Consider the following 13,247-nt stretch of genomic DNA (forward strand, 5'->3'; position numbering starts at 1 on the left):
CGCGAGGCGTCGCGCCGATGTAGCTCAGTGGTAGAGCGCTTGCTTCCCAAGCAAGATATGCGGGTTCGATTCCCGTCATCGGCTCTCACTCTCCGGCGCGAAGCGCCGCCGCGTGAGCGCCGATCCGCGAATCGAGTGGGCCCCTCCTCGCGGGCCATCCCCGCGGCGAAGCCGCCCCCATGGCCCGCCACCAAGGGATCCCGTCATCGGCTCTCACCCGACCCGGGCGCGAAGCGCCGCGCGAGCGCGAGCGATCCCCCTCACCGGTCGATGAACTTCTGCATCGCCTCGGGGTAGCGCCCGCCCTGCACCTGCACGCTGCGGGACGCCTGGTCCAGCTCCTCGAGATCCGCGGGCGTCAGCTCGACGTCCGTGGAACCCAGGTTCTCCTCGAGCCGTGAGAGGCGGCGCGTGCCGGGGATCGGGACGATCCACGGGCGCTGCGCCAGGAGCCAGGCCAGGGCGACCTGCCCGACGGTGACGCCCTTGCGGTCGGCGACGCTCTTGCGGTCGGCGACGCTCTTGATGAGGTCCACCAGGGCGAGGTTCGCCGAGAGCGCGTCCGCCGCGAACCGGGGCAGCCTCGCCCGGATGTCCCCGTCGCCGAACCGGGTGTCCGCGGTGACCTGGCCGGTCAGGAAGCCACGACCGAGCGGGCTGAACGGGACGAAGCCGATGCCCAGCTCCTCGAGGACCGGCAGGATCGCGTCCTCGGGCTCGCGCCAGAACAGTGAGTACTCGCTCTGCAGGGCGGTGACGGGTTGCACCGCGTGCGCGCGGCGGATGGTGTCGACACCGGCTTCCGACAGGCCGAAGTGGCGGACCTTGCCCGCGTCGATGAGCTCCCGGACGGTCGCCGCGACCTCCTCGATGGGCACGTCCGGGTCCACCCGGTGCTGGTACAGCAGGTCGATCGTGTCCGTCCCCAGCCGCTGCAGCGACCCGTCGACCGCGGCGCGGATGTGCTCCGGCCGGCTGTTCACCCCGGTCTGCCGGCCGTCGGCGTCGAGCGCGAAACCGAACTTGGTCGCGATCACGACGTCGTCGCGCACCGGCGCGAGAGCCTCGCCCACCAGCTCCTCGTTGTGGTACGGCCCGTAGACCTCCGCGGTGTCGAACAGGGTGACACCGTGCTCGACCGCGTTGCGCAGGAGCGCGATCATCTCCTCCCGCGGCGGCGGGGGTCCGAAGCTCTGGCTCATCCCCATGCAGCCGAGACCGAGGGCCGAGACCTCCAGGCCGCTGGTGCCGAGTGTGCGTGTGTCCATCTGGGCGCTCCTGTTCGACGGGTGACTTCAGGTCCGCGCCTCACGAGCCGTCACTCGCTCGCTCCGGCGAGACGAGATTACCGTCGCCGGCCCCTCACCGCTCGGGTGCGACGACCCGGTCCGGCGACGCCAACGGCTCCGGCTCGGCGCCCATGTCCAGCCGGAACGGCGGGTACTCGTCAGTCATGAGGAAGCTGTACGCGGCGACGCGCAGCGTCCAGCGGTTCAGCCCGATGGCCATGTCGAAGAGCCCGCGCGGGTAACGCCCGTCGATCAGCAACGCGATGGCGGAGATCAGCACGAGCACGCCGATGAGGCCCCAGCTCTCGATGACACCGCCGCTGTGGGTGTCCATGTCCCACACCGACGCCTGTCCCCCTCCGGCGAAGAAGGCGATGATCAGGTAGTGGGGAATCGCGAGCAGCCACCACTTCACCAGCACCAGGCCGCGGGACAGCGACTGCGGCGGGTCGACCACGAGATCGGCCGGGTAGTCGGGCACCGACGCGAGGGTGAACGGCGGGTACCGGTCGGTGCCGAGCGCACCGTACGAGTAGAAGGCGACCCGCCAGCTCCAGCGCATGACCCCCACGTTGAAGGTGAACAGGGACGCCGGATAGCGCCCGGTGACGAGGATGCCGAAGAACGCCGCCACGGTGCAGAGGACGAAACCGATCCACAGGAAGAACAACAGGACGTAGTGCGGGATCGCGAGCAGCCACTTGCCGAGCCAGAGGCCGCGGTTCAGCTGCGGGTCGAGGTGCCCCGAGATCCGCAACGGGTAGCGGCGGGCCGCTACGGCCCCTTCGTCGAGGGTCATGCCGCCAGCGTGTCCCGGTCGCGCGTGCCGGGTCAGGAGCGTTGGTCACCCTGCACCGGGACCTTGGACCGCCCCGACTCCCCGGGCCCTGTCAGCACGACCTGACATTCTTTTCGATTGGTACGGCGGGGGTGCCGCGACCGTGACACAGTGGCTGTGTCGAAGTGGGAGAAAGATGTACGTGGCACGGACGATCACCGGCGCCAGGGCGACCGCCTTCAGCTTGGTGACGTCCCTGGCCGCTCTCGTGATCGCTGCCACCGCCCTCGCCGACCTGCTCACGGGCTCGGTGAACCTCTCCACCGTGTGGACCTGGTTGGTCGTCGCGGCCGCCCTCAGCATCGCGGTCGCCCCCCTGCTCCTCGGTGAGCACTTCCGGCCGGTGGTCGCCCTCTACGGATGCTGGCTGTTCGGCGGCGTCACGTCGCTGCAGGTCGCCACCGGCAGCGACGCGATCATGACCGTCAACAACCTGGTGCTGTATCCCATGGTCAGCTGCTATCTCGGCTGGTTCTTCCGACCGCGGGTCGCCCGGCCGACGGTCGGCGGCCTCTTCGTGCTGTCCGGAGCAGCGCTGCTCACCACCGATCACCGAGAGGTCTTCACGACCTGGTCGAACCTCGCGCTCGCCTCGCTCTTCTGCCTGGAGGCGGCGCTGTACCTGCACGCGAAGCTCGAGCGGCAGGCCCATTCCGACCCGCTCACCGGCGCACTGAACCGCAACGGGCTCTCCGTGCAGCTGGCCCGCGACCTGTCCCGTGCGCTGCGGACGGGCGGCCCCCTCACGGTGGCCGCGATCGACCTCGACGGGTTCAAGGCGATCAACGACCTCCACGGTCACCATGCCGGCGACCAGGCCCTCGTCGCGCTGGTCGACCACCTCCGCGCATCGATCCGGCCGAACGACAGCATCGCGCGGATCGGCGGCGACGAGTTCGTGGTCCTTCTTCCCGACACCCCCGTCGCGACCGGCACGAAGATCGTCGAGCGCCTGCAGGCCGGGTCGGCGACGCCGTGGACCTTCGGCCTGGCCGTCACCCAGCCGATGGACAACCAGCAGTCCCTGCTGCGACGTGCCGACCAGGACCTCTACACGCAGAAGAGGCGCGGCCTGTCGCAGGCCTGATCGTCCTCGACGTCCATCAGCGACCGGCCAGGCCGGCCTCGATCTCGGCCAGCGCGTCGGCCAGCTGGACCGCCGGGGCCCATCCCCAGGCGTGCGCGCGACCGGTGAGGATCTGCCCGGTCCAGGCCGGGGAGTCGTCCCAGACGGGCTCGACCCCCACGGCGCGGGTGACCGTCTCGTAGTAGTCGCGGACCGTCGCCGGCCCCGCGGCCGCGTTGACCACGGTGCACCCGCCCTCGACCGGGCCCCGCTCCGGATCCGTCGAGCTCGCGATGGCGCCGGTGGCGATGTCGGCCACCAGGGCGGTCAGGTCGTCGATGTGGACCCAGGCGAAGGTCTGGTCGCCCACGGCGTGCCGGGCGGCCTCGTCGTCGCGGATCGCGGCAGGCCGCAACGTGTTCCAGGTGGATGTCTCGCCCGCCCCCAGGATCGCCGGCGGGCGCACCAGGACTCGCGTGATGCCGTCGACGTCCGCGAGGGCGGCGTCCGTGTCCCGCTTGGTCACCGCGTAGTCACCAGCCCCGTCGCCGACCAAGGACGAGGACTCGTCCACGTCGCCCGTGCCGGGAGAGCGGTCGTAGACGGCGGCGGTGGAGATGTGCACGAGGCGCTGGACGCCGGCGTCCCGCGCCGCCCGCGCGATGACGGGGGTGCCCTCGACGGCGACGCGGTGCTGGGTCTCGCGATCCGAGCCCATCGGGTGGACCGTCGTGACGACCGCGGTGGCGCCCTCGACCACCGACGCCGCAAACGCGGGGTCATCGAACTCGCCCACCCGCTCCTCGACCCCGGCGGGGAGCTCGGCTCCGGGACGGCGCACGACGGCGCGGACGGTGGCGCCGCTCTCGACCAGACGGGCGCAGATCCGCGACCCGACGAGGCCGTTCGCCCCGGTGACGACGACGACGGGGGACGTGGGGGTGCTCGACTCGCTCATGCAGCCACCTTGGCACGAGGAGACCGAGCGTTCGAGCCGGATGCTCGACCACGCGCCGTCAGCGGTCCACCCACCGCTCCCCGACCGGCCGCGCCTCCGCGGTGCCACCGGTGAGCTCTGCCAGGACGGAGGCGAGTCGCGCGACGTCGTCCGGCGCAGCCCCGAGCCGGAGCCGGACCCGTTCGCCCCAGGACACGTCCAGCACCGCGATCCCCCGGTTGCGCAGCTCGTTCTCGACGCGGCCGGCGTCGGCCGCGTCGACGTCCGTCTCGAGCTCCCGGACGAGCTCGCGCCGCAGGGTCCCGGCCTCGTCGAGCCCGGCGCGGGTCGCGTCCGAGTAGGCGCGGACCAGACCGCCCGCCCCGAGAAGGGTGCCGCCGAACCAGCGGGTCACCACGACGGCGACGTCGCTGAGACCGGCACCGACCACCACGTCGAGCATGGGTGCCCCGGCCGTGCCGGACGGCTCCCCGTCGTCCGAGGACCGCTGCAGCCGCCCCTCGGGACCGATCACGAACGCCGAGCAGTGATGGCGAGCGTCCCAGTGGTCCTTGCGCAGCCGCGCGACCAGCGCACGGGCATCGACCTCGGTCTCCACCCGCTGCACCGTGCACAGGAAGACCGAGTGCTTCACCTCGATCTGGGCCGTGGCATCGCGCGCGATCGTGGTGTACGCGCTCATGGCGCCAGCCTACGGGCGACGTCAGACCGCCTGGTGCTGGTCGGCGACCGCCCGCGCCTCGTCGCGCAGCGCCTGGACCACGAGGCGGACCGAGGGACGCTCGAAGCGGTCCGGCCGCAGAAGGGCCGCGATCTCCCGCTTGGCCCGGATGCCCACCAGCGGACGGGTGACCAGACCGTTCCCGTGCTCTCGGGTCGTGAACCTCGGCAGGATCGCGATGCCGTGGCCGGCTGCGACCAGCGCCTCGACGATGCTGTTGTCGGAGATGCGCTGCGCGATGCGGACCGGCTCACCGGTCGCGGCGACGACCTGGCTGAGCACCCGGTCGAACGGGTAGTCGTGCGGCGCCCCGATCCAGGTCTCGCTGACGACGTCCTTCGGGGACAGACTCGCCTTGCGCGCCAGGGGATGCCCCTCGGGCAGGGCCACGTCCAGCGGCTCGCTCATGAGCGGGACGACCTGCAGGCCCCGGTCGTGCCAGGCCGCCGCGGTCGTCGGGGAGTCGGCGATGACGACGTCGTAGTCGGGGGTCAGGTCGGCGTAGTCGACGGTGACCCCGTCCTCGTCGGAGCAGACCAGCTCGACCTCCGGGACGTCCGCCATGCGGGTCAGCATGCCGGGCAGCAGCATCTCACCACCCGTCGGGAACGTGGCGACGCTGACGATGCCCGCGGGCCGCTGCATGTACTCGAGCCAGCGGCCCTCGGCCCGTTCGATCGCGACCGCGATCTCGGTCGCGGTCTGGGCCAGCGCCCGCCCGGCCGCGGTGAGCGCGACACCTCGTCCGGCGGGCTCGACCAGCGTGTATCCGGCCTCCCGTTCCAGGACCTTGAGCTGCTGGGAGACCGCCGACGGTGTGACCTTCATCGCGTCCGCGACGGCGCCGACGGTGCCCCGCTCCGCGAGTTCCCGCAGCAGAGAGAGCCGATACACATCCATGTAGCAAGCCTACACGTTGCATGTAGTTCTGTTCGCTTGATCTTGACGATTCAGGGCGTCACACTCAAAGAAGAGCCACACCGGTTCACCCCCCTCACGCCTTCAAGGAGGCCACCATGCTCGTCATCGGAATCCTCGTCGGTGCCGTCTCCGTCATCGGCATCGCCAAGACCGTCCGCCTCGTCTCGACCGACGGCTACGGACAGGTGCCGGAGCGCACCTACCCGAACATGTTCGGCAGCGTTCGCTGACACCAGCACGACACCCGGGCCCCCACGACGACGTCGTGGGGGCCTTCTCGCATCCGGGGCCCGATCCCGGACTAGCGTCGGGGCCATGACGACGACCGGGTTCGACCTCGACATGACGCTGATCGACTCCCGACCGGGCATCCAGGCCGTCTACCAGCAGATCGTCGCCGAGTCGGGGTTCGTGATCGACACCGATCTCGTCATCACCCGCCTCGGGCCGCCCCTGGAGTGGGAGATGGCCAACTGGATGCCCGAGGCGGACGTCCCCCACTGGGCGGACCGCTACCGCGAGCTCTACCCCGAGATCGCGCTCGACCGGGTCGAGGCCCTGCCCGGCGCGCACGAGGCCCTCGCGGCCGCCCGCCGACGGGGACGCACCATCGTCATCACCGCCAAGCACGGCCCCAACGCCCGGCTGCACCTCGAACGGCTCGGCCTCGAGGTCGACGCGGTCTTCGGCCAGGCCTGGCGCGAGGGCAAGGGCGAGGTGCTGCGCGCCGAGGGCGCCACGACGTACGTCGGGGACCACGTGCACGACATGGAGGCCGCCGGCCTCGCGCACGCGCTGGGTGTCGGCGTCACCACGGGCCCGTGCAGCGGTGACGAGCTGCTGGCCGCCGGGGCCGGACTCGTCCTGTCCTCGTTGGAGGAGCTCCCCCAGCGCCTCGTGTGACCGGGACGACAACGCGGTTTGCGGGTTTGACTTGTCTTTCGTGCCTCGGCGGGCGGATACTTAAGTTACTTCCCAGTAGCAAGTTGCTGCGGTCCGCAGCGCATACCCCACAAAGGAATGCTGGCATGAGCCATTACAAGAGCAACCTGCGCGACGTCGAGTTCAACCTCTTCGAGCTGTTCGACCGCGGCAGCGTCTACGGCACCGGCGTCTTCGAGGAGATCGACCAGGACACCGCGTCGAGCATCCTCGGCGAGATCGAGCGCATCGCCTCGACCGCGCTGGCCGCGTCCTTCGACGACGCCGACCGCAACCCCCCGGTCTACGACCCCGAGGCCAAGACGGTCACCATGAACCCCGCGTTCGCCAAGTCCTACCAGGCCTGGATGGACGCCGAGTGGTGGCGCATCCAGATCCCCGAGGAGCTCGGCGGCCAGCGCGGCCCGGCCTCGCTGATCTGGTCGAGCGCGGAGTTCGTCCTCGGTGCCAACCCCGCCATCTGGATGTACGCGTGCGGCCCCGCGTTCGCCCGCATCGTGTTCGAGAACGGCATTGAGCGGGACAAGAAGATCGCCCAGCACATGGTCGATCGGCGCTGGGGCGCCACGATGGTGCTGACCGAGCCCGACGCGGGCTCCGACGTCGGCGCCGGGCGCACCAAGGCGTTCCCGAACGAGGACGGCTCCTGGAACATCGAGGGCGTCAAGCGCTTCATCACCTCGGCCGAGCACGACCTGGCCGAGAACATCATGCACCTGGTCCTCGCCCGCCCCCAGGGCGTCGAGGGCGTCGGCGGTCCCGGCACCAAGGGCCTGAGCCTCTTCCTGGTCCCCAAGTTCCACTTCGACCACGAGACCGGCGAGCTGACCGGTGAGCGCAACGGCGCCTACGTCACGAACGTCGAGAAGAAGATGGGCATCAAGGTGTCCACGACGTGCGAGGTCACCTTCGGTGACGGCGCGCCGGCCCAGGGCTGGCTGCTCGGCGAGGTGCACGACGGCATCAACCAGATGTTCCGCGTCATCGAGAACGCCCGCATGTTCGTGGGCGCTAAGGCCATCGCGACCCTGTCGACCGGCTACCTCAACGCGCTCGACTACGCCAAGGAGCGTGTCCAGGGCGCCGACCTCACGCGCGCGTCCGACAAGACCGCCCCGCGCGTCACGATCACGCACCACCCCGACGTCCGCCGCTCGCTGCTCACGCAGAAGGCGTTCGCCGAGGGCCTGCGCTCGCTGATGATCTACGCCGCGACGTTCCAGGACGAGGTCATGCAGAAGACCGCCGACGGCGAGGACGCCTCGCTCGCGGAGGCCATCAACGACCTGCTCCTGCCGCTCGTCAAGGGCTATGGCTCGGAGCGCTCGTGGACCCTGCTCGGCACCGAGTCGCTGCAGACGTTCGGCGGATCGGGCTTCCTGCAGGACTACCCGCTCGAGCAGTACGTCCGCGACGCCAAGATCGACACCCTCTACGAGGGCACCACGGCGATCCAGGGCCAGGACCTGTTCTTCCGCAAGATCGTGCGGAACAAGGGCCAGGCGCTCGGTCACCTGTCGGCCGAGATCGAGGCGTTCGTCAAGAGCGAGGCCGGCAACGGTCGCCTCAAGGCCGAGCGCGAGCTGCTCGCGAAGGGTCTCGAGGACGCCCAGGCCATCATCGGCGCGGTCTTCACCGATCTGATGTCGGCCAACCCGGCCGACGAGAAGGGCGACATCGCCAACATCTACAAGGTCGGGCTCAACACGACCCGCCTGGTCTACGTCCTCGGCGACCTCGTCGTGGCATGGCTGCTGCTGCGCGGCGCCGAGGTGTCCCTCGCCAAGCTCGGCGGCGACGTGTCGGCGTCCGACAAGGCGTTCTACGAGGGCAAGGTCGCAGCCGCGTCGTTCTTCGCGCGCAACGTCCTGCCGCTCCTGGCCGGTGAGCGGGCGATCGCCGAGAACATCGACAGCTCGATCATGGACCTGGACGAGGCAGCGTTCTGATCTGACCGACGAAGCCCCGCACACCCGACGGTGTGCGGGGCTTCGTCGTCCCATCCGTGCGTCCCCGCGACGCGTCGGGTCGCGAAGATCGGGTACGGGGCTCCTCGACGAGAGGACGACCATGACCGAACCCCTGCAGGAGCCGCAGCCCGAGCCCGACACCGAGGCCAAGCCCGGCGTCAACGACCCGGTGCCCGAGGGCACCGGCTCCGACGAGCCGATCACGCCGCTCTAGGAGGCGTGGGGCGCCCCGCACCTCATGACGCCGAGCAGGCGTCGGGGTGTGGGAAAGTTGGCAGGTGAGACTGACCAACCCGCTGTGGTACCTCGCGGCCTTCCTCCTTGCCATCGGCAGCACGATGGCCGCGACCGCCTTTGCCGCCAGTGCGTTCGACGACATCCGCGGGGCGACCCTCACGCCGGTGAGCGAGCTCGTGGACGCCAAGGGCAAGACGCTCGCGGTGTTCAGCAACGACCCCGATCGCGGCGACATCGCGTGCCACGCCCGCGACCGGGCCAAGCAGCGGGTGGAGATCCCCGACAAGGACGTGGGCGTGACGGCCCAGTCCGCGGGCGAGACCTGGTACCTCATCGGCCTGCTCGAGGACGGCCGCGACGGCCTGCGTGTCGTCTGCCGGCCCGAGAGCAACCGCCCCGACACCGCGGGGTACGCCCACGCGGCAGTCAGCACGTACGCCGGCACGGTCAACAACGCCAAGGGCGTCGCGGTCCTCGGCGTCACGGCCGGCGGGGCGCTCGGGGCGTACGTCTTCTGGTGCCGCCGCTCGGCTCGCCGGAACCGTGCGCTCGTTGGCACTGCGACCGGAGGCTCGCCGCAGTAGCCTGACCGGCGTGACCTGGCGCACCGACGACATCCCTGACCTGTCCGGACGGCGTGCCGTCATCACCGGGGTGACCGGGGGGCTCGGCCTGCACACCGCCCTCGGGCTCGCCCGCAAGGGCGCAGACCTCGTCGTGACCGCCCGCGACGAGACCAAGGCGAGCACCGCCGTCGACCGCATCCGGCGCGACGTGCCGGGGGCGTCGGTCGACGTGGTCTCCTTGGACCTGGCCGACCTCGACGACGCGAAGCGCGCCTCCGCCGAGGTCGCGCGGACGTACGACCGGATCGACATCCTCGTCAACAACGCCGGCATCATGATCCCGCCGAGGAGCCGGACGAAGGACGGCTTCGAGCTGCAGATCGGCACCAACCACCTGGGCCACTTCGCCTGGACCGCGGGGCTCTGGCCGGTCCTCGACGCGAGCGACGCGCGGGTCGTGACGGTCTCGTCGGCGGCGCACATGTCGGTGGGCGGCATCGACCTGACGTCGTTGACACCGCAGGGCAGCTCGCGACGCTACCGGCGCTGGCAGTCGTACGCGGAGTCCAAGCTGGCGAACCTGCTGTTCGCGCTCGAGCTCGACCGCCGCGCCAAGGCGACCGGCAGCCGGGTCGTGAGCGTCGCGGCTCACCCCGGGTACGCCTCGACGAACCTCACGAAGACCGGACCGTCAGTCAGGGGTCTGTCGCTGCCCGGCATCGGCATCCACCAGGTCAGCAAGATCCTCGGTCAGCCGGCGTCCCACGGCGCGTGGCCGCTGCTGATGGCCGCGACCGATCCCAGCCTCACCGGCGGCGAGTACGTCGGCCCCGGGAGCCTCGGCGGCGCGCGCGGCCGGCCCCGGCTCGTGGCCACGTCCCGCACCGCTCGCGACGAGGATCTCGCGGACGCCGTGTGGAGCGCGTCCGAGGCAGCCACGGGGGTGGAGTTCCGGGTCTGAGGGACGCTCAGAGCGGGGTGCGTCCGTACGCCTCGGGGTCCTCGGCCATCACCTTGGCGCGGGTGCGCACCCGGTACCGCCAGATCTGGGTGATGCCAAGCGCCCACAGGACGTACTGGGACGACATCGCCCAGCGGAACGCCTCCGGCGTGTAGGCGCTGCCGCCTCCCGGGGTGCGCCAGTCGAGGATCAGGCCGATCGCGATGACCAGCACGAGGCTGGCGACGAAGCCGCCCTGGTTGATGATGCCGGTGGCGCTGGACAGGCGCTCGACCGGGTTGGACGTGCGTCCGACGTCGAAGCCGACCATCGACGCGGGGCCGCCCACGCCGGTGACCAGGACCAGCACGACGAGCAGCCAGGCGGGGGCCGTCCCGGGCCAGCACAGCACGACGGTCCACACCAGGACGATCGAGCCGATGATGGACAGCACGAACGTCGAGCGGTGCCACGGGTGGCGCCCGATCGCCCAGCCGAGGACCGGGCCCGCGGCCATGACCGCCACGACCATGAGCGTGAGGAGTGCGCCGGCGAACGCCTTCGAGGTGTGCTCCCCGCGCACGAAGAACGGGTAGCCCCACAGCAGCCCGAGCGTCGTCGCGCTGAACTGGGTCGAGAAGTGGATCCAGAAGCCGAGCCGGGTGCCGGGCTGGGCCCAGGACGCACCGAGACTGCGACGGATCTGGGTCAGCGACAGCGCGGGACCCGACCTCGAACGGGCGTCCGGCGCGTCGCGCACGACGAGGGCGAGCGCGATCGAGAGGAACACGCCGAGTGACGCGGCCAGGAGGTACGACCGGGTCCAGCCGAGGTGGCTGAGCGCGGCGGTCATGGGCACCGCCGCGATGATCGCGCCGAGCTGTCCGACCATGCCGGTGAGCTGGCTGATGAGCGGGATGCGGCGCGGTGCGAACCAGGTGTTGACCAGCCGCAGCACGCAGATGAACGTCATGGCGTCCCCGACACCGACGAAAACGCGCGCGACCAACGCAAGGGGGTACGTGTCGGCGAACGCGAACCCGGCCTGCGCGAGGGTGAGGGTGATCGCGCCGGTCAGCAGCACCCGCCGCGGGCCATACCGGTCGACCAGCAGCCCGACCGGGATCTGCATGCCGGCGTAGACCAGCAGCTGCAGCATCGTGAACGTCGCGAGCTGCGAGGCCCTGATGTCGAAACGCTCGGCGGCCGCGAGGCCCGCGACAGCGAGTGACGAGCGGTGGAACACCGCGAGCAGGTACACCAGGAGGGCGACGACCCAGATCGCGTACGCGCCGGGGTGGCGCGTCTGGGTCACTTGGCTCACTGGTCGAGTTTAGTCCCTCTCCTCAGCCCAGATCTGCGGAGTCCTGCACGTTTCCGCGCAGCGGATCTCGTGCAGAAGTCCGCAGATCTGGGCTGGGGTCAGTGGGTCTGGGGTCAGTGGGTCAGCGCCATCGCCGGGTCGCGGAGGATCGCGGCGACGTCGGCCAGGAAGCGCGACCCCTGCTCGCCGTCGACGACCCGGTGGTCGAAGCTCAACGCGAGCGTCGTCACCCACCGCGGGACGATCTGGTCGTTCTCGTCGACCCACGGCCTTCGCTCGATCGCGCCGAGCGCCAGGATGCCGGACTCCCCCGGGTTGAGGATCGGGGTGCCCGCGTCCACACCGAAGACGCCGATGTTGGTCAGCGAGAACGTCCCGCCGGTCATCTGCGCCGGCTGGGTCCGCCCAGCCCGGGCCGTGGCGGTGAGCTCGCCGAGCGCCCGCGCGAGCTCGACCAGTGACATCCGGTCGGCACCGACGATGTTGGGCACGACGAGACCCCGCGCGGTCGCGGCGGCGACGCCGAGGTTGACCGACTTCTTGATGACGATCTCCTGGGCGTCCTCGTCCCACCGGGCGTTGAGCTGCGGGGTGGTGCGCAGCGCCAGGCACACGGCCTTGGCCGCGATCAGCGTCGGGGACACCTTCAGCCCCTCGAACGCGCGGCTCGCGCGCAGCGTCGCGACCAGGTCCATCGTGCGGGAGACGTCGACCGTCACCCACTCGGTGACGTGCGGCGCGGTGAACGCCGAGCGCACCATCGCCTCGGCGGTCCACTTGCGCACTCCCTTGATCGGGATCCGCTCCTCCTCGTCGGACGTCATCACCGGCGGAGCCTCGACGGCTCGCTCGGGATGACGTACGGCGGCGGACCCGACGAACGCGTGGACGTCGGCGCGGGTGATGACGCCGTCGGCGGTGCGGATGTCCGCGAGGTCGACACCGAGGTCCTTCGCGAGCTTGCGGACCGGCGGCTTGGCCATCGGCCGCGGCGGCCGGCCCAGGGGGCGCTCCTGCGGCGGCGGGGACTTCTGGACGATCTTCTCGGTGTCCACCGAGGCGACGCGCGACGGCGCGGCTGCCCGAGGCACCCGGCGGCGACGCACCGGGACGTCGGTCCGGGGGCCGTAGCCCACCAGCATCGCCTGACGCTCCGGCGCCGCCTCGACCGGGTCGGACACGGGGTCGACCTCGGGGACGGACTCGTCGGGCTCGGGAGCCGGGGCCTCGCCCCCACCGATCGCGATGATCGGCGTCCCGACGTGGACGGTGTCGCCCTCGGCGACCAGCAGCGTGCGGACCTCGCCCGCGTACGGGCTGGGCAGCTCGACGATCGACTTGGCGGTCTCGATCTCCACGAGGACGTCGTTGATCGCGACCGTGTCGCCGACCGCCACGCACCAGCGCACGATCTCGGCCTCGGTCAGTCCCTCGCCGACGTCCGGCAGCTTGAACTCGTTCATGCCTGTCTCCCT

General features: G+C 70.9%; 13 protein-coding genes and 1 tRNA gene. 7 read left to right on the plus strand and 7 right to left on the minus strand.

What is annotated here, in order from left to right:
- Positions 1-13: 13 nt before the first annotated feature.
- Positions 14-84 (plus strand) — tRNA-Gly (locus C3E78_RS17180).
- Positions 85-260: 176 nt separating this feature from the next.
- Here C3E78_RS17180 and C3E78_RS17185 read toward each other — a convergent pair.
- Together C3E78_RS17185 and C3E78_RS17190 are read right to left on the minus strand one after the other, a co-directional pair.
- Positions 261-1,268 (minus strand): aldo/keto reductase, encoded by a 1,008-nt coding sequence (locus C3E78_RS17185; protein WP_108580516.1) that lies wholly within the window; start codon positions 1,266-1,268, stop codon positions 261-263.
- Positions 1,269-1,362: 94 nt separating this feature from the next.
- A complete protein-coding gene (locus tag C3E78_RS17190) occupies positions 1,363-2,088 on the minus strand; it encodes a DUF4389 domain-containing protein (protein ID WP_108580517.1) in 726 nt (241 codons plus the stop codon).
- 181 nt (positions 2,089-2,269) lie between these two features.
- Between C3E78_RS17190 and C3E78_RS17195 the strand changes: the two genes are divergently transcribed.
- Positions 2,270-3,214: a GGDEF domain-containing protein gene (locus tag C3E78_RS17195; protein ID WP_159085936.1), complete on the plus strand. Its 945-nt coding sequence runs from the start codon at positions 2,270-2,272 to the stop codon at positions 3,212-3,214.
- Positions 3,215-3,230: 16 nt separating this feature from the next.
- Here the strand turns inward: C3E78_RS17195 and C3E78_RS17200 are convergent, their stop codons facing one another.
- From C3E78_RS17200 to C3E78_RS17210, 3 genes are read right to left on the minus strand one after another with little or no spacing between them, the layout of a single operon-like run.
- Complete coding sequence (locus tag C3E78_RS17200) at positions 3,231-4,151, minus strand: NAD-dependent epimerase/dehydratase family protein (RefSeq protein ID WP_108580519.1); 921 nt, start codon at positions 4,149-4,151, stop codon at positions 3,231-3,233.
- A gap of 58 nt (positions 4,152-4,209) precedes the next feature.
- On the minus strand, positions 4,210-4,833 hold the full coding sequence (locus C3E78_RS17205) for a YigZ family protein (RefSeq protein WP_108580520.1): 624 nt from the start codon (positions 4,831-4,833) through the stop codon (positions 4,210-4,212).
- Positions 4,834-4,854: 21 nt separating this feature from the next.
- Positions 4,855-5,772 carry a LysR family transcriptional regulator gene (locus C3E78_RS17210; protein ID WP_108580521.1) on the minus strand — a complete coding sequence of 306 codons (918 nt, stop codon included), beginning with the start codon at positions 5,770-5,772 and terminating at the stop codon, positions 4,855-4,857.
- 116 nt (positions 5,773-5,888) lie between these two features.
- On the opposite strand from C3E78_RS17210, the gene C3E78_RS18735 reads away from it, so the two are divergent.
- The 5 genes from C3E78_RS18735 to C3E78_RS17230 all read left to right on the plus strand — a co-directional run bounded on the left by C3E78_RS18735 (position 5,889) and on the right by C3E78_RS17230 (position 10,469).
- Positions 5,889-6,023, plus strand: a complete 135-nt coding sequence (locus tag C3E78_RS18735) for a hypothetical protein (RefSeq protein WP_268916173.1) — start codon at positions 5,889-5,891, stop codon at positions 6,021-6,023.
- Between the two features lie 85 nt (positions 6,024-6,108).
- Complete coding sequence (locus tag C3E78_RS17215; RefSeq protein ID WP_108580522.1) at positions 6,109-6,696, plus strand: HAD family hydrolase; 588 nt, start codon at positions 6,109-6,111, stop codon at positions 6,694-6,696.
- A gap of 125 nt (positions 6,697-6,821) precedes the next feature.
- Positions 6,822-8,684, plus strand: coding sequence for an acyl-CoA dehydrogenase (locus C3E78_RS17220; protein ID WP_108580523.1), 1,863 nt, complete (start codon positions 6,822-6,824; stop codon positions 8,682-8,684).
- 299 nt (positions 8,685-8,983) lie between these two features.
- A complete protein-coding gene (locus tag C3E78_RS17225; RefSeq protein ID WP_108580524.1) occupies positions 8,984-9,526 on the plus strand; it encodes a hypothetical protein in 543 nt (180 codons plus the stop codon).
- Positions 9,527-9,536: 10 nt separating this feature from the next.
- Complete coding sequence (locus C3E78_RS17230) at positions 9,537-10,469, plus strand: oxidoreductase (RefSeq protein WP_108580525.1); 933 nt, start codon at positions 9,537-9,539, stop codon at positions 10,467-10,469.
- 7 nt (positions 10,470-10,476) lie between these two features.
- On the opposite strand, the gene C3E78_RS17235 is transcribed toward C3E78_RS17230, so the two are convergent.
- Both C3E78_RS17235 and C3E78_RS17240 read right to left on the minus strand, forming a co-directional pair.
- The gene (locus C3E78_RS17235) at positions 10,477-11,772 is read right to left on the minus strand and encodes an MFS transporter (protein ID WP_235833792.1); all 1,296 of its coding nucleotides are present in this window, start codon (positions 11,770-11,772) and stop codon (positions 10,477-10,479) included.
- A 113-nt stretch (positions 11,773-11,885) separates the two neighbouring features.
- Complete coding sequence (locus C3E78_RS17240; RefSeq protein ID WP_108580526.1) at positions 11,886-13,235, minus strand: dihydrolipoamide acetyltransferase family protein; 1,350 nt, start codon at positions 13,233-13,235, stop codon at positions 11,886-11,888.
- Positions 13,236-13,247: the final 12 nt, after the last annotated feature.

This window comes from Aeromicrobium chenweiae, from assembly GCF_003065605.1.
Taxonomy (GTDB): domain Bacteria; phylum Actinomycetota; class Actinomycetes; order Propionibacteriales; family Nocardioidaceae; genus Aeromicrobium; species Aeromicrobium chenweiae.

Coding starts and splice junctions, on each gene's coding strand:
- C3E78_RS17185 (WP_108580516.1), bottom strand. CDS start 1,268: ATGGACACACGCACACTCGGCACCAGCGGCCTGGAGGTCTCGGCCCTC.
- C3E78_RS17220 (WP_108580523.1), top strand. CDS start 6,822: ATGAGCCATTACAAGAGCAACCTGCGCGACGTCGAGTTCAACCTCTTC.
- C3E78_RS17200 (WP_108580519.1), bottom strand. CDS start 4,151: ATGAGCGAGTCGAGCACCCCCACGTCCCCCGTCGTCGTCGTCACCGGG.
- C3E78_RS17215 (WP_108580522.1), top strand. CDS start 6,109: ATGACGACGACCGGGTTCGACCTCGACATGACGCTGATCGACTCCCGA.
- C3E78_RS17240 (WP_108580526.1), bottom strand. CDS start 13,235: ATGAACGAGTTCAAGCTGCCGGACGTCGGCGAGGGACTGACCGAGGCC.
- C3E78_RS17205 (WP_108580520.1), bottom strand. CDS start 4,833: ATGAGCGCGTACACCACGATCGCGCGCGATGCCACGGCCCAGATCGAG.
- C3E78_RS18735 (WP_268916173.1), top strand. CDS start 5,889: ATGCTCGTCATCGGAATCCTCGTCGGTGCCGTCTCCGTCATCGGCATC.
- C3E78_RS17210 (WP_108580521.1), bottom strand. CDS start 5,772: ATGGATGTGTATCGGCTCTCTCTGCTGCGGGAACTCGCGGAGCGGGGC.
- C3E78_RS17190 (WP_108580517.1), bottom strand. CDS start 2,088: ATGACCCTCGACGAAGGGGCCGTAGCGGCCCGCCGCTACCCGTTGCGG.